This is a genomic window from Nitrospira sp. Ecomares 2.1, assembly GCF_965152585.1.
This window is the reverse complement of the sequence record NZ_OZ224219.1, coordinates 3971896-3991855: the sequence shown is the minus strand read 5'-3', so window position 1 is coordinate 3991855 and position 19960 is coordinate 3971896. Positions and strand designations below refer to the sequence as shown.

Below are 19960 nucleotides of genomic sequence, written 5' to 3'. Positions count from 1 at the left end.
TTGACCTCCTCTGGCTCTTTTTTTAAGGAGCAAAAAATGAAAAATTTCGGATTAATAGGCGACTATGAGATAAATGTCGTTCACGTTCGTGCCGGTTGGGCCGGTGATGATGTGACTGCGGATGTTTTGGAAGAACGTATAGCTATCATGGTCTTGTAACGCCTGTTCAATTGAGAGGCTTTTCTTTTTGGCCCGCTGAACCGTTTTCCCATCAACTACGGCACCGGCCGCATCCGTTGGGCCATCGGTCCCGTCAGTTCCGAACCCTGCCACAAACAATTTACTGAGTCCAGCCAGTTCCTGGGCTGCAGCTAGGACGCATTCCTGGGCACGCCCACCTTGGCCTTTCCCCTTGACGGTGACCGTGGGTTCGCCCCCGGCAATGAGACAAGCGGGTGGGCGAACAGGATTCCCGAATTCGACGAGGTCTCTGGCGAAGCCTGCAAGGATGCTACCGATCTCCTTTGCCTCTCCTTGCAGGGGGTAAGGGAGAATGAAGGGTTTGAGTCCTAACAGCTTGGCAGATTTGGCGACGCCTTCGAGAGCCTGGCGATTGTTGGCAAGAATGACATGTCGATTTCGTAACGAGGTTTTTCTGGTTGGTTTTAGGGGTATCTGATTGGACGTGGTCAGACCTTGTTGTAGGTGGCGTTGCACGGATTCAGGCACTTTGCGCCAAATCGAATACTGTTGAAGAATGTCTATGGCATCCTGGAATGTGGAGGAATCGGTGACCGTCGGGCCGGATCCAATGGTGGAGAGGTGATCTCCTAAAACATCGGATATGATTAAGGTCAGGATCGTCGCCGGGGTGGCTTGGGCTAATTGCCCCCCCTTGATGGCAGACAAATGTTTTCGAACGATATTGATGTCATGAATCGTGGATCCGCATCGTAAAAGCAACTGCGTGGTACGTCGTTTGGCAGCTAATGTGAGGCCGATTGATGGCGCACAGAGCAGGCTTGAGGCCCCACCGGAAAGTAGAACAATCAACAAGTCACGTTGAGAAAGTGACTGAGTCAGTGCCAGGAGCTGTTTCGTGGCTTTTACTCCTCGTTCGTCCGGCATCGGATGTGCGGCTTCAAAAATGCCAACCTTGTCGCAAGGTACACCATATCCGTCAGGGACAATGATGGTTCCACCTTCCAGCTTATCTCCTAGCACCTGCTCCAGAGCCATCGCCATCTGTGCAGAGGCTTTCCCAGCTCCGACGCAGATGATGCGATCATAGTGAGTCAGATCGTACTGAATATCTTGAACCTGAAGTCGGTTCTTGTGGAGATGGAGGGTATCTGCAATGGCTTGAGCAGGGTTGCACGCATTCAGTCCTGCATTGAGGAGGGATTTCAAAATGCGTTTAGTGTCCGGACTGGAATGTTGGACGATGACGTGTGTGTTTTTAAGGTGTGGTAATGGCATCTGGATGATTGCTCAAGACATGATGGTAAGGAGAGTAAATGATTTTTCGAATAAAATTGTCTGCAATGTACCATATTATCAATCGAAATGAGTCTGAGAAATATAAGGTGAGTTTCTGTCACCCTCGTTAGTCAGTACAGGGAGTTCTCAAGAAGAGATAGAGGCCGGAGGGTCTTTCACCGAGTGTATGAAGATGGGGACCGGGACACAACTAATGGGAGGAAGGGGAGAAAGAGGACATCTGTCCTGATGGATCAGAAGGGGTTTGTCCGGATGCGAGGGGAGCTTGACGCCAGAGTCTTTGGTGAACCATGTTACTCAGTTCGATCAGCGAATAGGGCTTGGTAATCACGCCGACGAATCCATGGGAGGCATAATTGGCCATGATCGGATCATTCGAATATCCGCTGGACACGAGTGCCTTGACCTGTGGGTCAAGTTGGCGTAACCGGGCCAGGGTTCCCATGCCGCCGAGTTTTCCGGGCACGGTCAGGTCCAGGATCACCAAGAGAAAAGGCGTATGAGAGTCCATGGCCTGTTGATAGAGTGCCAGCGCTTCCTCTCCATCCTTTGCCATTTTTACCTCGTATCCACAATGCGATAACATTTCTCCTGCCATCATTCGAATTGACTCTTCATCATCCATGACTAAAATTTTTCCTTGCCCCTGACGAATATCCAGATTCAAGGGTTTGGGCGATGGGGTGGCCCTGGGAGAGGCAGGGAAGTAGAGTGTGAAGGTGGTGCCTCTTCCGACATGGGATTCCACAGCCACATGACCGGCGTGTTTTTTCATAATGGCATAGGTTGAGGCCAACCCCAGACCCTGTCCAGCTGACTTTGTTGTAAAGTATGGCTCAAAGATTTTTGGCAAATGATCTTCGGCGATTCCGATCCCTTCGTCGGTGATGGTGACTTTCACATATGGGCCAGTAGGAAGAGGCAGAGGGCTCCTGATGTCCGGATCGGACAATTGGAGATTTTCTGCACGAATGGTGATGGATCCTCCCTGAGGCATCGCATGGATGGCGTTCATGAGGAGATTTTGTAAAACCTGGTTGATTTGCCCAGGGTCCGCTTCAATGGTCCATAGGTTTGGATCGGCCCATGTTTGGCATAAAAGCGATGATCCGGAAAGAGCCAGATCGGAAGATTCCTTGATCAACTCGTGTAAGTCCACGGTTTGTTTAATGGGATCGCCGCCTTTCGAGAACGTGAGTAATTGGTGCGTCAGATGTTTGGCATGAAGGGCCGCACGTTCAGCGCGTTCTAAGTAGGCCTGGGGTTGCTTGGAAGAAGGCAAGATTTGTTTGGTCAGAGTAATATTTCCCAGTATGGTCGTCAGAAAGTTGTTGAAGTCATGGGCGATGCCGCCGGCTAGATTTCCCACCGATTCCAATTTTTGGGAACGAAGCAATTGGGCTTCCAGTCGCTGCTTTTCCTCTTCAGTTTTTTTGCGTTCCGTCACATCTCTTGTGACTCCCGTAATGCCTATGGGGCGATTGTGTTTATCGAGCAGGAGGCTTCCCCGCACCTCCGCCCAGGCTGAGGACCCATTGTGATGTTGATGTTCCAGGACTAACAAAAACGATCGATTTGGCTCATGAGGGTGCGATTCGTGATGGGCACGCTCCTGTTTGATGGCTTCCTTCAGAGTGACCATGGAAGCAGGCATCAAAATGGTGTCCGGCGAAATTGTGTCAAGGGTATGGCCCGAATACCCCAACAAACGTTCGAGAGAGGGACTGATATAGGAAAACTTCGACCCTTCCAGGTCCATGACCCAAATGACATCGGAAATTTTTTCAACAACCATTCGATACCGGGCTTCAGATTTTTGTAAATCGGCAGTCCGAATCCCCACAAGTGACTCAAGATGGTCTTTGTGATGAAGGAGTTCCTTTTCGATTTCTATGCGGTTCTTAATTTCCTTGCTTAAGGAACGATTAAACCTTTCAGCTTTCGAGTGAGCCTGTTTCAATTGGGTAATTAATTCGAAATTCTCTTTTTCTAAGGTGAGTGTGTTTTTTATCATGGAAAAGTTTCGGTAGGCGGTGACCGTAATCACAGCCAGAAAGGTAAAACCCATAATACCCACGGCTTGGTGGGGAGGGTCACCCTGCGCGAAAAATTGATAAGTGAGGGGCAACGTAGTGGGAAGACTGTAGGCCAAAAACGCAGGGAAATAGGCTGCATGGATGGCAGTTGAGCCTGCGGCCATTCCCCCCAGCACCAAGGCTAAAAACATTTGGTGGCTTGGGGAAGAAGATGGGTACAGTGCAATGCCGGCCATGCCCCAAATCAATCCGGATGCACTATTGCCGGCCACAAACAAGCTCATCCATCTGCTTGGGTGTAAGAGTGGTTTCGAGACCCGGCGATAGGCCAAGACCAAACCTGACCAGAAAATGTTAATTCCCACAATGCCGATGATCCACCAGGATACGACCGTTGAGGGAATAACCTCCATGAGAATAAAGGCAACCAGCCCGCCGTTAATGATGGAGGCCAGAATGGCCATCGGCACTAAAGAAAATAGTTGATGAATTTGTTTACGACGAAGTTCAATGATTTGGTGGAGGGGTGAAGAAGAGAAGGGTAGATCTGAGGGTCGAATGTGACTCGATTCCGGCCGCGTGAGCATGTACGCTATTCCAATATTTTAGAGGTCCCGACATAAGCGATATCATGGTATGACTGGTTCATACCGTCAACCTGACGAAGAAGCGATAGTCGGAACGGAATCAGCCCCGCCTCTAGGTGATAGCCTGCCTCTCATGAAGGACAATGTCAAGACGACCGGGATTGTCTGGATAAAGAAAGGAACATAGGAAAGCCGGCTATCGCCGGGGTGCTATTCGAACCGGAAAGATTGGATCGGGATCTCTGGAGTTTGGACCGGTTGCGGCCAATTTATGCTACGATCCCCAGGATGAAATCGTTCACGCTTCTCCAGAAGACCATTACGGACTGCACGATCTGTGAACGGCTGACGACCTACCGTCAGGCTATTGCCAAGGAAAAGGTCAAACGGTTTCGGGATTGGAATTACTGGGGTCGGCCCATTGCCGGGTTCGGGGATCCCAAGGCTCAGGTCTTCGTTGTGGGCTTGGCTCCCGCAGCTCATGGAGGAAATCGAACGGGACGCGTGTTTACCGGTGATCGAAGCGGAGACTGGTTGTATGAAGCGCTGCATGCGTTCGGGTTTGCCAACCAACCGGACTCGACCCATCGAGACGATGGGCTCACGCTCACCAATTGTTTTGTCGCGGCGGTGGTACGTTGTGCCCCCCCTGCCAACAAACCCACAAAAGCGGAATTCGCCGCCTGCCGTCCCTATTTGCAGGAAGAATTACGATTGTTGGGGCGGGTCAAGGTTATCGTGGCGCTTGGGAAGATTGCCTTTGATGAATACTTGCGGACCTGCCAGGCAATGGGTATGCACGTACCATCTCCTCGACCAAAATTCAGCCATGGGGTTCAATATGCCTTACCCTGGGGAGTGACCTTGGTCGGGTCTTATCATCCCAGTCAGCAAAATACCTTTACGGGCACACTCACCCGCCCGATGTTTCACGGGATATTTAAAACTGTCCGCAAGCTGATCGCACCGTCCTGAGATTCGGATTTTTCCATGGCCATAATGGTCCGATTAGGCCTTGTTGGAGGATCTGGCTTCCCAATCCGAGAGAAATTTTTGTAAACCATTATCTGTCAACGGATGTTTGACGAGCTGCTGGAATACGGCATAGGGCATCGTGCAAATATGTCCGCCGGTGAGGGCCGCTTCGACCACATGTTGGGGGTGTCGGACGCTGGCGACGAGCACCTGTGTGGTGAAATTGTAGTTTTCGTAGATCGTCAGGATTTGTCGAATAAGCTCCATGCCATTTGAACTGACATCGTCCAGCCGGCCAATAAATGGCGAGACGCACCATGCCCCGGCTTTGGCGGCCAACAAGGCTTGAGTGGGTGAGAAGCACAATGTGACGTTGACACGGATTCCTTCGCTGGACAATTGTTTCGTGGCCTTGAGCCCTTCCGGGATGAGGGGACATTTCACCACAATATTCTTGTGAAGTTTCGCTAATTCCTTTCCTTCCTTCACCATGGCCGCGGCTTCCGTGCTGACGACTTCTGCACTGATGGGCCCATCCACAATTCCGCAAATTTCCAGGAGTAGATCCTTGAAGTCACGTCCCTCCTTAGACACAAGCGAAGGGTTTGTGGTGATGCCATCGACCAGGCCATAACTTGCCGCTTCACGAATCTCCTTGACGCTGCCGGTATCGAGATAGAGCTTCATATCGAGTCCCCTTTTTGGTTTGTCCACTGGTGTTGTCTGAGTTGTCTCGTGTCCTATTGTAATCCACACCCCTGACTTGTACAAATTTCCCTATCCATTATTTAGAAGGAAAATTCATCTGCGAGCCTGCCTGACAGATGGTCACGGAGGTGGAAGTGCCAGCCTCTAGGAGGGCAGTTACCTATTGTTGTACTACCATGCGGAGAGGAGGAAGATGGAGTCCTCCTCCAGGATGATGAGTAACATTGTTTGACTGGTAGAGGATCGAAGGCTAGAATTTTCACAGAGTAAACAGTGTGTTCGCGTTTTCAGTCATTGTTGGGGGAGGAAACGGGTGTGATCCACAAATATTTGCTGATAGGCCTGTTGGGATTATTGTGTGCCGGTTGTGGAGGGAATCCGTATTTAGACGCCTCCCTTGATCCCGCTAAATTTGAAGGAAAAGACAAGGCCTGGTTTGAGGACAACTGGGGAAAGCCGAGCGGGAAATCCGCTCGATTCTTCGGAGGAGAAACCTGGGTGTATTCACGTATATCCGGAGGTGAGTCGCGATTTCCCAATTTTAATTTTGCCCCGAATCTATGTCGTATTAATTTAGATTTTGATAAAGAAGGCAAGTTGGAAGATTATGATTATACGGATTGCTAAGAACTCTTGTGCCCAATTCACCTGCCAGGATTGAGGAGAGCGTCGCGCTGAATATTCCATTGCAAACGGATTTTCTTTCTTTGGGCTGTCTGCCCGCTCTTGGTACGTAGGAGGCTGAATTGTCGCGGACAATTATCATTACACGAACAATCGACGAGTTATTTGTGGCTGCCGCCAGGGAAGTGGTGCAGGTGGTGCTGGACTGTCGGAACGTCGGTCGCGAATGCCGTGTGGCATTGGCGGGTGGGTCCACACCCCGAGGCTTGTTCAAGCTCTTGACCGGTGCCCCCTACCGGGCTCAGATTTCCTGGGAACACCTTCGTGTTTTCTGGGGAGATGAGCGCACAGTCCCCCCGGATCACAAAGAGAGTAATTTCCGCATGGCTAAAGAGGCGTTATTATCTCATGTACCGATTCCCCCTAATCAGGTGTTTCGGATTGAAGGAGAATTTCCGGCCGATGAAGCCGGTGCACGATATGAAACCGTCTTGCGGGAACAATTCAACCTGTCATCGGGAGAGGTTCCATCGTTCGATCTGATCCTATTGGGTATGGGGCCTGATGGGCATACGGCGTCATTATTTCCTGGAACCTCGGCTGTGGCAGAGTCTCAAAAACTGGTGGCGGCTCCCTGGGTCGAAAAATTACAAACGCATCGGGTGACGTTGACCCCACCGGTACTCAATGCGGCAAAGCATGTGGTTTTTCTGGTCAGTGGAGTGGATAAAGCAACGGCGCTACAGGTGGTGTTGGAAGGGCCGGTAGATCCTGCCCGCTATCCCGCCCAAGTTGTGAATCCTACGGCAGGTCACCTGGTGTGGTTGATCAATCAGGATGCGGCGGGTCTATTGAAGAGAGAAACGATGACGTCACGTGTGTGAAGAAGGAGAGGTAAAATGAAAATGGTCAAGGCGCCAGAGGCATTTATTCACGCCCTCCATAAAAAACCCATGACGTGTCCCACTCGGGATTGTTCGGGATCCGTGGCTGTGGAAGAGCGTTCCCGGCCCACTGACCGGGTGAAATCGTTTGGATTGCGCTGTGAGCAATGTGATTGGCATGACACGATAACGGGCGATGAACAACTGGATCCACCGTGGGATGAAGGGTCCTTGATGGAAATTACCGAGGAGCATCTTCTGCATTTAGAACCGGTTTGTCCGTATGATCAGTCTCCGGTTGATTTTCATTCGCTGCCTAATCCACGTCGTCGAGCTCGCTATCGCATTTCATGTTTTTTCTGTGGACGGCAGGAGGAATTGGATTGGCCGCCTGAAGAAGCGAAGCGATAATCCTTGTGAGTGTGCCGGGGCCTGAGATTTCCCCTCAGCGTCCATGCTTGATATTCCTCATACCCTGTCATTTGTATCAGACTCATCTTTGGTCGAACTCATGAAAAAAATAAAAAAAAAGAAATCGGCTTCTCAAGCCGTGCCGGCTTTTCTTGTGGGGTGGACTCATGGAGAGCCGCCTCCGCCAGGCTATATCGCTGCCTGGTTCGATGAAGCATATGGTGGGCCATTGCGCATACGTTTTCTCGCCTCGACCGGGCACCATCATTTTGAGGCGGCCCATACCAATTGGATGGCCGAAGTCAATATTGAACCTTCAACTGAAATATTGGAACAGTGGCAGGGTCGCTTACAGTGGGAACAAACCCGCTTGGCCCTTCTGTTTCCTCCGAGCAATACGGCGACTGAACGTCGGGATGTCGTCCTGCATGTGGCGAGAATGGCGAGGGGAGTGACTCTGCTCACCGACGGAACAACCTATGATGTGGCGACTGGTGCGTACCTCAATCCCTCGGATTGGCGTGATCGGGATTTGGAGGTCTTTCAAATCACCGATCATATTCAGGTGGAACATCGTGAAAACGTGCAGCGGGCGCGCATGTGGTTCCATACCAGGGGCATGACGAAATTTGGCTTGGAGGAAATCGAGACCTTTCAACCCATGGGCTTATCGGGTCGAGAGGTGAAGGACACCGTGCTTAGGATTGCGCGCCATTTAATCGAGGAGGGGAAGAACCCAAAGGTGGGGGAACGAATCGTTCTTGAGGGAAGTGGCCCTCAGGTGGTAGTGGTGCGTCATCGGACCGATCCCGTATATGGAATTCCTCTCGCATTCCGAGAGTTTACCCTCGAATAACAGCAACCTCAGCACACAGGATTCTGGCGATTCTGGCATCGAATGCGGTTACCGTGGGGGAGAAACGACGGTAATGCGAGTCCGTGCGCCTCCTCCAATGGCTTGATCGCAGGGGCTCAGTTCCGTATCAATGGCAATATTGGGAATGGATCCCGGCTTGCTCATGAGTTGCAGGGTAAGTGCCTCTCCCGAAGCCACAGGCTGTGGTAGGCGATACAGATAGATCATGCCGATATCGTTCGCTTGAAACCAGCTTGCATCTAAGCTTCTCCTGTAAAATTCCAGAATTTTTTCAGGCGGATCAGGGGTGAGGAGCACGGCTGAAGGAATCGTCTGATAGGCCTGTCCATGAATTTGAGCATTTGCGCTTGGCATGGCACTGGCCAGGACCGCATTCGGATATGAGGGAATCATGAAATATTGTGCTGGAGGCGTCCAGTTGTGGAGAAATATTTCCTGCATGGTGGTGAGCCGGCATTGGGGGTTTTTGCTCACGGCGGAAAAGTCAGCCAGGGGGGCATAGGAGTCTGCATGGGCGAGCGTCGGTAACACGATCAGAGATATGAGACCCAGCAAAAAAAACTTTTTCATGCCTTGACTCCTTGCATCCTTGGGGGTTGAGAACATTTGCAAGTTCAGTATACAAAAAGAGAATCATGGAGTAAGCATGATGGGCCGTCAACGGAGAGGGGTTCCATGAATTCGGCGGCTTGAGTGGTGAGACAGAATGAAATTTCCCAGAACCTGTCAGGGAAGCTATTCAGCCTCATAATACCAAATAGCCCCATGAGGTGAGGCCGACCACTGGTGCTGGTCTTCAGTTATGAAAGCTTTGGGGCAGTTGCTGGTTTTTGATTAATCACGTTCATGGCCAACGCAATCATCGAGCCCACATCGGACACGGAAGCGGGGAGCACGAGGGTGTTACTGGCTTTCGCCAATTCCCCAAACTCTCCGATATATTGTTCCGCAACCCGAAGTTGAACGGCCTCATATCCGCCGGGGAGTTGAATCGCTTCGGCGACCTTTCGAATACCCTCAGCCGTGGCGGTCGCAATCGCCAAAATGGCCGATGCTTCTCCTTCCGCTTCATTGATTTGTTGTTGCCGCTTTGCTTCTGAGGCTTTGATGACTTGCTGCTTGTTCCCCTCGGCTTCATTAATGGCAGCATCCCGTTGACCTTCGGATGCCAGTACCACCGCGCGCTTTTCCCGTTCCGCCCGCATTTGTTTTTCCATGGCGCTGAGGACGTCCTTGGGCGGGTTGATATTACGAATTTCGTATCGAAGAACTTTGGCGCCCCAGGGGGAGGAAGCTTTGTCTAGTTCGTTCACGACGGAAATATTGATTGTCGTCCGTTCTTCAAAGGTTTTATCCAGGTCAATTTTCCCGATCTCACTACGAAGGGTGGTTTGGGCCAGTTGAGAAATGGCGAACCGGTAATCCGTAATACCATAGGAAGCCCGTTCGGCATCCAAGACTTTGATATACAAGACCCCGTCAACACCGACCTGCACGTTATCTCTGGTTATGCAAATTTGTTCGGGAACATCCAAGGCCATTTCTTTTAAGGTATGTTTGTATCGAACGACATCCAAAAAAGGGATAAGAATGTGAAGTCCGGCGTTTAATGTTGAGGCATAGCGTCCTAATCGTTCAACGACATATGCGCTCTGTTGTGGGACCACGACAGCCGTTTTTGCCAGAATGATAAACGCGAGCCCGGCTAAAACCAATGTGACCAACAATTCACCCGACATGAGATCCCTCCTGTGCGATCGGGTCCGCCTGGATCCAGAGCGTCAACCCTTCCACTCGAATAACTTTGGCCTGCGATCCTTTTCCTAGTGTTGATGTTCCGGCATTGCGGGCCGTCCAGCTTGTTCCATGGAGTTCTACCTTCCCTATTCGTTGAGCCTCAAGATTTTCCAGAACAGTGGCAACCTCTCCGACCATAGAATCTACGGGAACCCCATCCCTTTCCCTTATGAAACCTGTTCCTTGAAGGGGTTTCCGCATGGCAAAGAGAGAGAGGATGCCGAAGAGCACGAAACACAACCATTGCAGCCAGGCGGCTTCGGTCAAGGTTAACCAGGTGAGGGCACTCACCATCAAAGCCGCGACCCCGAAAAACAGAAAATAAAAATTGCCGAGCCCTCCCAGGGTGAGGATTTCCAACCCTATTAATACCAAACCCATTATCGACCAATGCCACCAAAGCATCGCGGAAGGACTCCTCTCTGTTGCAAGGATTACGGCAGAGGGAGACGGGGGGAGCCGAGCTACTGCCGTTTTTCTATTATATCGGGCGTCGTATGGCGAAAACTAAGACCGAACGATTTTTTTTTAGTTGAGATGGGAACACTGCGGTACCGTATTAAGGGAAAGACTAGCACAAATTTCCAGAAAGGTCTTCCTTCCAGGGAGACAACGCGACATGTGAAATGGGAGGTTGTCGGTGTATCCATGAACGTTCAGCTTTGCCCTGCAATCTCTTTCTTTTGGCCTGAGAAATGTTCGGATTAGATTCGATATTTTTAAACAAAACCGGGCACGATGCCCGGGGTCCGTGAATTCACCGGCACGCATTTTTCCCGTTTGAGAAAACGGAAGTTGTCCAATGAACACAACCAACAAGTACCATTTCCGGCTACACAGGGTTGTGTTGATGTATCGTGCAATGTCACCGGTCCTGTTTCTATCCAGTGGGCAGGCCAGGGTGTTCGACAAAAACAGAGGGTGGAAACTTTTTGCCGGTTTTAGAGTGGCGGAGGGTGCGTTTCAGGACGAAGTCAAACAACAAAGGATTGAAGTCATAGATTTCATTGAGGGCGTCCCGTTCTTCAGGTTTGATGTGACCCGAGGACACGAGTGAGCGGGTCCGAATCACGATATTGATTGCAGGCAGGGGATAATCGCTTCCATTGATGAGTCTGGGGTGAATGGAGGGCTTGGATAAGATCTTATCGATGTTGTGATGCCGATTGTATTGGGTCAAGGCCGAAATATCAGCAAAGACTAAGCCTGTATACTTGGGGTCTTCGAGCATCTGAATGGCCAGATCGATATAGGGCGTGCCGGGAGGACAAAGGGGCTCCTCATTTTTTTCGCATTCCCCCAAACTGGCGACATGCGCCATCACGACTTTCACGCCCATATCCAAAGGCCTTTTTAATAACAAGGGATTTCCAAATCGCTGAAATTCCTCTGCTTCCGTGGCAACCTCCACACCCGTATGGGAAATCAGAACCATGTCGTGCTCTTTCATGATGCGGTAATACGGAACGAGTTTGTCCTGCATCGTCTCTGACGCCGGGTGAATACCCATGGCATTGGGCAGCCATTTCACAAATCGAACGCCTTGTTGTGCATAGTGACGAAGCGCGGTTGTGGCATCCTCCCGATAAGGATGAATGGAGATGATAGGGAAAAAGATTTCGGGGTTCTTCTTGGCGATGGTCATCACATATTCATTAGGCACGTAAAACGTTGATAACTCCCGATGAGGTTGCCCCTGCTCGTCATGAAAGAAGTCAAACGCCATGATGCCGAACTTTCCCTGTTCAGGCATGAACTGAATGAGGTCTTTCAAGCGCGTAAGGTACTCTGCGTCGGCCTGTTGTTCGCCGGTTATCCCTGCTGCACTCTTATAGATTTCAAATTGGAAAAAATGAGTTAATCCGCTCCACGGTGATTGCCATTCCTCATTAACGAAGGTTCTATTGATGTCCTCATTCATGCCCAGCATATGCACGTGATAATCGCGACGGGCATTACCGTGAATGCCGTCGAATGCCTGTTCGATGAGCGCGCGTGCACTGGCGCTCATCTCTTTTTCCAAATCCTTGGGTTCATGATCGAAGGCGCCCCCCAAAAGATCGCAGGAAGCACAGAAGGCGCTCACAGCAATCAGCATTGCCCGGAGAAGATATGTCGGTGTCGTTCTCATATGTTTGTGTGGAACCATATTGAGTGCATCTGGTTCGTGGAGACGTGTTTGATCTCACTGACAGACGATATTGGGTATGGAACGAAAGGTTTTAGGAAAGTACACACGTAATTTCTTTAAACAAAGAATGCCCACTCTATGTTGGCTTCCTTTGAGGGAAAAAGGGGGGTGGATGGATTTGCCTTGTGCATCTTTCGGGAAGGCAGAATGGTAAATAAGCATTTCATTTCAACCCTATCGTAAAAAATGGTTTAAGGAAATATTTTTTCATGCTTTTTGGGGTATTTCTGAAGGCTTGGTTTACAAACTTTATACCTTGACTAATTTTCAGAATTAACCAAGAATCTTTCCATTCATGCACATGTGAAAAATCAATTTTGAAATTCTGAACGGGTGGGAGGATACATATGGAACCTTGCACATGTGGATGCAGATCGTCGGCAAGGTTCGCTTGACCCGGACCCCCTGGATCGATCTGATACACTTCTTGAATTCCTGCAAACAATGTATGAAGCCGCAGCCAATTTAGCAAAATGGGATCGCGCCTCTTTGGAGCCAAGGATCGATCCCAAAATTACAGGGGCATGAGAATCCGGCCGGGATAATGCTCGGATCTTTGCTGGCTCGGTCCGGTGTTACCGTCTTCATCTTGGAAAAGCCTGGTAATTTCCTGCGTGTCTTTCGTCGATAGAAAATAGTTAGTAGTTCCCTCAATGGAGGCGAGTGTTTAAACTTCAATTCTGCTGGCGACAGAAAGCAGGGAGGTGCAAGTGGAACATATCTTCTTTGATAACTGGCAGGCGCTGTTCCGAACGGGATTGATCAGTATCCTGGCATATGTCAGCCTTATCACGCTTTTGAGGTTGTTCGGCAAACGTACCCTCTCCAAGATGAATGCCTTTGATTTAGTCGTGACGGTCGCGCTTGGGTCGACGCTGGCAACTATTTTGCTCAATAAAGACGTGACCTTGGCCCAGGGAGTCCTGGCCTTGGCTCTGCTGATAGGAATGCAGTTCGTTGTGACGTGGTCCAGTCTTCACGTCCGATGGGTGCGTAAGCTGGCCACAGGGGAACCGACAATGCTGTTGTATCAGGGTACATTTTTACCTGTTGCTTTGGGGTGGACACGGGTGACCGAAGATGAGGTGCGAGCCGCGGTTCGGAACGCAGGAGCGGCGACGTTGGATGAGGTCAAGGCGGTGGTGTTGGAGACCGACGGCTCCTTCAGCGTAGTTCGAAGGGGTGGAGGTTCCGGAGAGTCCAGCCTCATAGGGGTCAACCGACCGTCGGGTATTCCACCCCCACATACCAACAGATAAGCTATGCCGTTAGAGGAGCCATGACAAAGAAGACAACTAGCGCACGTATCGAAACCGACTCCTTTGGTTCGGTTCCCGTGTCGGCTGACATATATTGGGGGGCACAGACCCAACGTTCCTTGGAAAATTTTCAAATAGGCCAGGAGCGTTTGCCTCGCCCATTGATCCGGGCGTTGGGGATCGTCAAGCGTTGCGCGGCTCTATCGAATATCCACCTGAACGCCATTGATGAAACAACCGGCAAGGCCTGCTGATGCGGCACAGGATGTGATCGACGGCAAGTTGGACGATCACTTTCCCCTTGTGATCTGGCAAACTGGTTCCGGCACGCAGTCCAACATGAACGCCAATGAGGTGATTGCCAATCTGGCCATCGAACGTCTGGGCGGGACACTCGGAACAAAAACGCCCGTTCATCCGAATGATCACTGCAATTGCAGCCAGTCTTCAAATGATGTCTTTCCGACGGCAATGCATATTGCGACAGTTGAACAATTGCACCATGTCCTGATTCCATCCCTAGCACATCTGCACCGAGTGTTGTTGGAAAAGTCGCAGGCTTGGGAAGACATTATCAAAATCGGACGAACCCACTTGCAGGACGCCACTCCTCTCACATTGGGGCAGGAATTCTCGGGATATACAACTCAGGCGCAATTGGGGATTGATCGGATTCAGGATGGCCTTAAACGACTGTATCTCCTTGCGCAAGGCGGTACGGCTGTCGGTACGGGATTGAACGCAAAGCCCGGGTTTGGTGAGAAGTTTGCTGAGGAAGTCGCAAGGTATACACAGCTGCCCTTTCTTTCGGCTTCCAATAAGTTTGAAGCGTTGGCCACGCATGATGCCATGGTGGAAATCTCCGGCGTGTTGAATGTTATCGCCGTGAGCCTGAATAAAATTGCCAATGACATTCGCCTCTTAAGTTCCGGTCCGCGCTCCGGTCTGGGAGAACTCTCCCTGCCTGAAAATGAACCGGGTTCTTCCATCATGCCGGGAAAGGTGAATCCCACTCAATGCGAAGCCATGACCATGGTCTGTGCGCAGGTTATCGGGAATCACACGACTATCACGATTTCCGGGGCACAGGGGCATCTTGAACTCAATGCGTTCAAACCCGTCATTGCGTACAACGTGCTTCAATCCATCCGCCTCCTCGGCGATGCCGTTATGAGCCTGACCGATAAATGCATTGTGGGCATTGAACCCAATATCGGACGTATTTCCGAGCTGATGGAAGAATCCCTCATGCTGGTCACGGCATTGGTTCCTCGCATTGGTTACGACAAGGCTGCCAAAATTGCTCAAGGGGCTTTAAAGAATGGACGCACCCTGCGAGAAGAAGCTATCGCCAGCGGATTTGTGACTGAAGAAGAATTCAATACCTACATTCGTCCGGAACAGATGATTCGTCCAGAGTAACCCCAACCTCACTTCCAGCATTCTGAATCCTTCGGGGAAGGAATTTAAAACGAAAGACTGCGTTCTCTTTCCGCCACAGCTTTGACATAATCATCCATGCCCTTCATTACCGCACCCACCTCGAGATCAGATTCGTTAATCTGTCGGGCGATCGCACATGCCGAACAGACCCACAGAGGAATACCCTGAGACAGAATGGTATTGGCTAACACCTTCAATGCCGGAAGCCCGACTCCCTGTACACCATCTACCCCATCTTTTTTTGCTAAGACGACGGCCTCGGCCTGAAGCCAAAAAACGACCTCATGCCCTTGTTCGTGAGCCGCCTGTGAGGCGATAAACGGAAGGGTGGCCATTGTTGGATCATCCGTCCCCTTACTTCCGGCAATGACAAAGCGTGCCATAGTTTTCTCCTTTTATTACCTTTTTTCTTTCATGCTTCTCCGACACCCTCATCTCATATCACAGGAAAGCTGGATCAGGATTAAGACGGGAACCCCTAATTTGATGGTATCAGTGATGAATGTAAGCCTACACCTCGGTAGAACCCTGGTTTTAGATGGGGCGGGGGAATAATGTTGGCTCCCCCGTTTCCGCCTATATTCATCTTTCTTAGAGTTTTCTGATCTGTCATGATAGCTGGCGTGACATTTTTCGGTACCTGCCTGAGGCTTGTGGTTCGATCGGGTCCAGGCCATGAGAAATTTGATAGTGAATGAAAAGGAGAACATCCATGGAAAAGATGAAAGCCGTGGAAGTCCGACAAGCAAAGGGGCCTTTGCAACTCGTGGAGCGTGAGGTGCCTAAGCCTGGCACAGGGCAGGTTCTTATAAAGGTCCAGGCCTGCGGGATCTGTCACAGCGATGTGTTTACGAAGGACGGTCTATGGCCGGGTCTTGAGTATCCTCGTATTCCTGGACATGAAATTGCCGGAATTGTTGAGGAGATGGGTTCTGGGGTGGAAGGATGGAAACAGGGCCAACGGGTTGGCGTGGGATGGCATGGAGGACATTGCGGCCGCTGTGAACCATGCCGCTTAGGGGATTTTGTTCTATGCCAACGCGGCTTGGTTCCGGGTATTAGTTATGACGGAGGCTATGCCGAATACATGGTCGCTCCCGTCGAAGCTTTAGCGCGCATTCCAGAAGATCTCTCCAACCTTGAAGCGGCTCCTCTGCTTTGTGCCGGCATTACGACATTTAATGCGCTTCGCCATAGCGGTGCGCGCGCTGGTGACGTGGTTGCTATTCTTGGCATCGGCGGTCTTGGACATTTGGCCGTACAATTTGCGAGCAAGATGGGCTTCAAGACGGTCGCCATTGCCAGAGGAAAAGATAAAGAGTCATTGGCGAAGAAATTGGGGGCGCGGCATTATATCGACAGCAGGGCCCAAAATGTATCGGAAACGCTTAAGGGTTTTGGAGGAGCGAAGGTAATCCTCGCAACCGTCACGAGTGGAAAGGCCATGAGTGCGACTATCGGGGGGCTGGCCGTGGACGGAAAATTGATTATGGTTGGCGCCTCTGAAGAACCGGTGGAAGTACCCATCGTTCAGTTTATTATGGGACGACATGCAGTTCAGGGCTGGCCGTCCGGTACGTCGTCGGATTCGCAGGATACGTTGGCCTTTAGTGTGATGACAGGTATAAAGCCAATGATAGAGGAGTATCCTCTTGAACGCGCGGCTGAAGCCTATGAGCGTATGATGAGTGGTGAAGCAAGGTTCAGAGTAGTATTACAGGTTAGTTGAAGAGCTCACTCACTGGTCACTCCTCCAATGCTTTTCCTTCGGCAAAAACGGGAATGTGCATAATAAAGAAGCAGTGCGCATGAAAAGAGCCAAGTTAATCCGTGTATAAGGAGACAAGTTCCTCCCACGACCGCTCGACTTTCCATATTCTGAACAAGGCATTTTCCAACTGATGCGTGTTACCCTGGCATGTATATTTTCTCACCTCAGGGAATGACTGTAGGAGGGAAGGCGGGGGACATTCCAAAAAAACTGAGGTTCTGACTAGGGTATTCGTTGTGGAAATTTCGATGGATGGATCTTCCCCCAGCGTCTACTTACTCGGTAGTTGATCAAGTTTGAGACCCGGCAAAGAGATATTCTACAAGGGCAGACTCTCAGGCCTTTTTGACATAGGCTTTGTAGACTTTTTTGTCCGCGGCCCCTTCTTCTTCCATACCCACCATGGCGTGTCCGGTTGTTTCGCACCAGGCCGGCATATCTTTTTTAATCCCTTCGTCATCCGAAATAACTTCAAGGACTTGCCCCGAGGCGAGTTCTTTGATTTTCTTTGAGGTCAGAATGATCGGCATTGGGCAGAAATACCCCAATGTATCGAGTTTAACGTCGGCTGGTATCATGGTTTATCCTTTTGTGGTGGTCGTTAGATAAATAAGTTCACGGATCCGTGCCGGGCTTCCGCCAGATAGGTGCTGACTCCGGCGAGTTGGTCGATGCCGTCAATGAGCGTATCCTTTGAAATGCCCATGAGTCCCAGGGTTGTGGTGCAGGCAATCATCTTTACATCCAGGTCTTTGGCGGTTTCCATGAGTTCAGGGATGCCGGGCATGCGATTATCTTTCATGACCTTTTTCATCATGGTGGTTCCGAGACCTCCAAAATGAAATCGTGAGAGGGGCAGACGGCTTGCTCCCCCCTTGTTCAGCCATCCAAAGGCTCGACGGAGCCAATCCTTTGGAGAGCTACTCATATTTTCCTTTCGGATGGCATTCAACCCCCAAAAGGTAAAAAACATGGTCACTTGCATGCCCATGGCTGCAGCGCCCGTGGCGATAATCAGGGCCGCCATGACACGGTCCATGTCTCCACTCAGGACAACAAGGGTCACTTTATCGGGTTTGGTTTCTTTGAGTTGGGCTAAGGCGGTTGCTGGTTCAACGTGGGTGGCGTTCATGATGTCACCTTCTTTCTCACAAAATTATGGGTCGCCTCTTACAGAGTCTTCGATAAAGGCGGATTGTTACGGAGTATAGCAGTTCTTGACCTTTGATGGGGTTGATTCTGCCGGATGCATTATCCACGGCTGAGGCTTAAAGCTGATTCGACTATAATATGGTAAATTTTTCGGTGTCAACAAAAGCCTGTTCTGGATTGAGCCTCCATGAGGCATGAAACTCAGGCTCTTAGCCGTGTAGGCAGATGTAGGGAAAGGGACATGGATCGCTTGGTAGAATGTGTGCCGAATGTCAGTGAGGGCCGGGACACGGCCCTACTTGCTTTATTGACTGAGGGTATAAGGTCAGTACCCAATGTGTCCCTACTCGATCTTCATGTGGATTCAGATCACCATCGGTCTGTTTTTACCCTTGCAGGGGAGCCTGAGGCGATGGCCACTGCGCTTTTTCAGTTTATTCAAGAAGCCCAGCATACCATCGACCTCCGCAGACATCAGGGGGAGCATCCACGCATGGGGGCGGTTGATGTGGTGCCCTGGATTCCCTTACGAGGTGTGACAATGGAGGAATGTGCAGGCTATGCAAAAGATTTGGGCCGGCGAGTCGGGCAGGAACTGGGCATTCCCGTCTTTCTCTATGAACAAGCAGCTATCGTGCCTTTGCGGGCCAGGTTGGACGTGATACGGCGGGGAGATCTCTCGGGGTTACAGGAACGGATGTATCAAGAAGCAGATTGGAAACCTGATTTTGGCCCAAATGTTTTGCATCCTACTGCGGGAGCCGTCGCAATCGGAGCCCGTTTTTTCTTAATTGCCTTTAACGTGGTGCTCAAGAGTCAGGATATTCAGGTGGCTCGTCGTATTGCTCGGGCGATCCGGTCTTCAGGGGGAGGCTTGCCTGCCCTCAAGGCCATGGGTGTGCCATTGCCATCAAAAGGGCTTGTGCAGGTGTCCATGAATCTGATTGATTTTCGACAAACCTCCTTGCGAGCGGCATTTCATGCCGTGGAGCGGGAGTCCCAGCGGTGGGGTGTGGACATTGAGGAAAGTGAGATTGTGGGCCTGGTGCCGCAGGAGGCATGGGATGTGGATCTGTCTACTGATCTTAAGTTGAAGGATTGGAACCCTGAAAGAGTGTTGGAAGTGGCGTGTGGAAAATATGGCCTTTTCCCTTTGTAAATCATCAGGTACAATAACCGGAAAATGTGAAGATGAATTCCAAGTCCCGCTGTTTTTGAGCGGGGGCACTGAAACTATTCAAAAAAGCAACGAAGTGGGGCATGACCTTCTACTCAAAAAGGAATAAACCATATGAGCGATGATGTCGCAGCTTTAAGGGCCAGTAAGTTTGGGCAGTTAACCGTGGGCAGTGTCATGGAAAAAGAAGTGCAATCGGGCATGAAGGATACGGAAGCCAAGTTGCTGGCTTCTTATATGATGGAAGGATTTGGTTCGGTTCCCATTATCGATGAAACTTCGAAATTGGTGGGAATTGTTTCCGAGTTTGATTTACTTAAGGCCTTGCGCAAAGGGAAAAATCTGGAAGACGTGACGGCAGGTGATATCATGACTGCCAACCCGGTGTCGGTCACGCAGGATACTAATGTGCTGACGCTTATGGATGTCCTGCAAAATAATCATTTGATTCGGGTGCCTGTCGTGGATTCGAAGGGGAAATTGATCGGGATCGTGGCGCGAAGAGATTTGCTTCGGGGATATTTGCAAACATCGGGGAGTTGAAGCTCCCCGAGGAGTTGAGCTACTCCTTTCCTTCACTGTGCTCATTCCTCCCATTTTCCAATACTAATGAATCGGTGCTCGCTCT

General features: G+C 50.5%; 21 protein-coding genes and 1 pseudogene. 12 read left to right on the top strand and 10 right to left on the bottom strand.

Annotation, left to right across the window (positions count from 1 at the left end):
- Positions 1 to 51: 51 nt before the first annotated feature.
- Together ACWHYD_RS17650 and ACWHYD_RS17645 are read right to left on the bottom strand one after the other, a co-directional pair.
- Complete coding sequence (locus ACWHYD_RS17650) at positions 52 to 1419, bottom strand: glycerate kinase type-2 family protein (protein ID WP_447963330.1); 1368 nt, start codon at positions 1417 to 1419, stop codon at positions 52 to 54.
- 211 nt (positions 1420 to 1630) lie between these two features.
- Positions 1631 to 4063 carry a hybrid sensor histidine kinase/response regulator gene (locus tag ACWHYD_RS17645; protein ID WP_447963329.1) on the bottom strand — a complete coding sequence of 811 codons (2433 nt, stop codon included), beginning with the start codon at positions 4061 to 4063 and terminating at the stop codon, positions 1631 to 1633.
- 288 nt (positions 4064 to 4351) lie between these two features.
- Here ACWHYD_RS17645 and ACWHYD_RS17640 point away from each other — a divergent pair, with 288 nt between their 5' ends.
- Complete coding sequence (locus ACWHYD_RS17640) at positions 4352 to 5038, top strand: uracil-DNA glycosylase (RefSeq protein ID WP_447963328.1); 687 nt, start codon at positions 4352 to 4354, stop codon at positions 5036 to 5038.
- A gap of 33 nt (positions 5039 to 5071) precedes the next feature.
- On the opposite strand, the gene fsa is transcribed toward ACWHYD_RS17640, so the two are convergent.
- Positions 5072 to 5725, bottom strand: a complete 654-nt coding sequence (fsa, locus tag ACWHYD_RS17635; RefSeq protein ID WP_447963327.1) for a fructose-6-phosphate aldolase — start codon at positions 5723 to 5725, stop codon at positions 5072 to 5074.
- A 336-nt stretch (positions 5726 to 6061) separates the two neighbouring features.
- Between fsa and ACWHYD_RS17630 the strand changes: the two genes are divergently transcribed.
- The 4 genes from ACWHYD_RS17630 (at position 6062) to ACWHYD_RS17615 (ending at position 8521) form a co-directional block, all read left to right on the top strand.
- Positions 6062 to 6373 (top strand): hypothetical protein, encoded by a 312-nt coding sequence (locus ACWHYD_RS17630; RefSeq protein WP_447963326.1) that lies wholly within the window; start codon positions 6062 to 6064, stop codon positions 6371 to 6373.
- Between the two features lie 119 nt (positions 6374 to 6492).
- Positions 6493 to 7254 (top strand): 6-phosphogluconolactonase, encoded by a 762-nt coding sequence (gene pgl / locus ACWHYD_RS17625; RefSeq protein WP_447963325.1) that lies wholly within the window; start codon positions 6493 to 6495, stop codon positions 7252 to 7254.
- Between the two features lie 15 nt (positions 7255 to 7269).
- On the top strand, positions 7270 to 7665 hold the full coding sequence (locus tag ACWHYD_RS17620) for a hypothetical protein (RefSeq protein WP_447963324.1): 396 nt from the start codon (positions 7270 to 7272) through the stop codon (positions 7663 to 7665).
- 100 nt (positions 7666 to 7765) lie between these two features.
- Entirely contained in the window at positions 7766 to 8521 is a 756-nt protein-coding gene (locus ACWHYD_RS17615; RefSeq protein ID WP_447963323.1) for a DUF4026 domain-containing protein, read from the top strand.
- A 48-nt stretch (positions 8522 to 8569) separates the two neighbouring features.
- Here ACWHYD_RS17615 and ACWHYD_RS17610 read toward each other — a convergent pair whose 3' ends face one another.
- The 4 genes from ACWHYD_RS17610 to ACWHYD_RS17595 all read right to left on the bottom strand — a co-directional run bounded on the left by ACWHYD_RS17610 (position 8570) and on the right by ACWHYD_RS17595 (position 12350).
- Positions 8570 to 9112, bottom strand: coding sequence for a hypothetical protein (locus ACWHYD_RS17610; protein ID WP_447963322.1), 543 nt, complete (start codon positions 9110 to 9112; stop codon positions 8570 to 8572).
- Between the two features lie 230 nt (positions 9113 to 9342).
- A complete protein-coding gene (locus ACWHYD_RS17605; RefSeq protein WP_447963321.1) occupies positions 9343 to 10281 on the bottom strand; it encodes an SPFH domain-containing protein in 939 nt (312 codons plus the stop codon).
- Positions 10271 to 10744, bottom strand: coding sequence for an NfeD family protein (locus ACWHYD_RS17600; protein WP_447963320.1), 474 nt, complete (start codon positions 10742 to 10744; stop codon positions 10271 to 10273). The genes ACWHYD_RS17605 and ACWHYD_RS17600 overlap by 11 nt, the downstream gene beginning before the upstream one ends.
- Before the next feature lie 475 nt (positions 10745 to 11219).
- On the bottom strand, positions 11220 to 12350 hold the full coding sequence (locus tag ACWHYD_RS17595) for an amidohydrolase family protein (RefSeq protein ID WP_447963319.1): 1131 nt from the start codon (positions 12348 to 12350) through the stop codon (positions 11220 to 11222).
- 541 nt (positions 12351 to 12891) lie between these two features.
- On the opposite strand from ACWHYD_RS17595, the gene ACWHYD_RS17590 reads away from it, so the two are divergent.
- The 4 genes and pseudogenes from ACWHYD_RS17590 to fumC all read left to right on the top strand — a co-directional run bounded on the left by ACWHYD_RS17590 (position 12892) and on the right by fumC (position 15211).
- Positions 12892 to 12999: a hypothetical protein gene (locus ACWHYD_RS17590; RefSeq protein ID WP_447963318.1), complete on the top strand. Its 108-nt coding sequence runs from the start codon at positions 12892 to 12894 to the stop codon at positions 12997 to 12999.
- On the top strand, positions 12975 to 13058 hold the full coding sequence (locus tag ACWHYD_RS17585) for a hypothetical protein (protein ID WP_447965894.1): 84 nt from the start codon (positions 12975 to 12977) through the stop codon (positions 13056 to 13058). The genes ACWHYD_RS17590 and ACWHYD_RS17585 overlap by 25 nt, the downstream gene beginning before the upstream one ends.
- Before the next feature lie 182 nt (positions 13059 to 13240).
- On the top strand, positions 13241 to 13789 hold the full coding sequence (locus tag ACWHYD_RS17580) for a DUF421 domain-containing protein (protein WP_447963317.1): 549 nt from the start codon (positions 13241 to 13243) through the stop codon (positions 13787 to 13789).
- Between the two features lie 20 nt (positions 13790 to 13809).
- Positions 13810 to 15211: pseudogene (fumC, locus tag ACWHYD_RS17575) on the top strand (class II fumarate hydratase).
- Between the two features lie 44 nt (positions 15212 to 15255).
- Here the strand turns inward: fumC and ACWHYD_RS17570 are convergent.
- The gene (locus ACWHYD_RS17570) at positions 15256 to 15615 is read right to left on the bottom strand and encodes a DsrE family protein (RefSeq protein WP_447963316.1); all 360 of its coding nucleotides are present in this window, start codon (positions 15613 to 15615) and stop codon (positions 15256 to 15258) included.
- 329 nt (positions 15616 to 15944) lie between these two features.
- Here ACWHYD_RS17570 and ACWHYD_RS17565 point away from each other — a divergent pair, with 329 nt between their 5' ends.
- Positions 15945 to 16961, top strand: a complete 1017-nt coding sequence (locus ACWHYD_RS17565) for an alcohol dehydrogenase (protein ID WP_447963315.1) — start codon at positions 15945 to 15947, stop codon at positions 16959 to 16961.
- A gap of 377 nt (positions 16962 to 17338) precedes the next feature.
- On the opposite strand, the gene ACWHYD_RS17560 is transcribed toward ACWHYD_RS17565, so the two are convergent.
- Together ACWHYD_RS17560 and ACWHYD_RS17555 are read right to left on the bottom strand one after the other, a co-directional pair.
- On the bottom strand, positions 17339 to 17581 hold the full coding sequence (locus tag ACWHYD_RS17560; protein WP_312644386.1) for a sulfurtransferase TusA family protein: 243 nt from the start codon (positions 17579 to 17581) through the stop codon (positions 17339 to 17341).
- Between the two features lie 23 nt (positions 17582 to 17604).
- Positions 17605 to 18135, bottom strand: coding sequence for a DsrE/DsrF/DrsH-like family protein (locus ACWHYD_RS17555; RefSeq protein ID WP_447963314.1), 531 nt, complete (start codon positions 18133 to 18135; stop codon positions 17605 to 17607).
- Between the two features lie 261 nt (positions 18136 to 18396).
- On the opposite strand from ACWHYD_RS17555, the gene ftcD reads away from it, so the two are divergent.
- On the top strand, positions 18397 to 19314 hold the full coding sequence (ftcD, locus tag ACWHYD_RS17550) for a glutamate formimidoyltransferase (RefSeq protein WP_447963313.1): 918 nt from the start codon (positions 18397 to 18399) through the stop codon (positions 19312 to 19314).
- A 132-nt stretch (positions 19315 to 19446) separates the two neighbouring features.
- Positions 19447 to 19875, top strand: a complete 429-nt coding sequence (locus ACWHYD_RS17545; protein WP_447963312.1) for a CBS domain-containing protein — start codon at positions 19447 to 19449, stop codon at positions 19873 to 19875.
- Positions 19876 to 19960 lie beyond the last annotated feature (85 nt).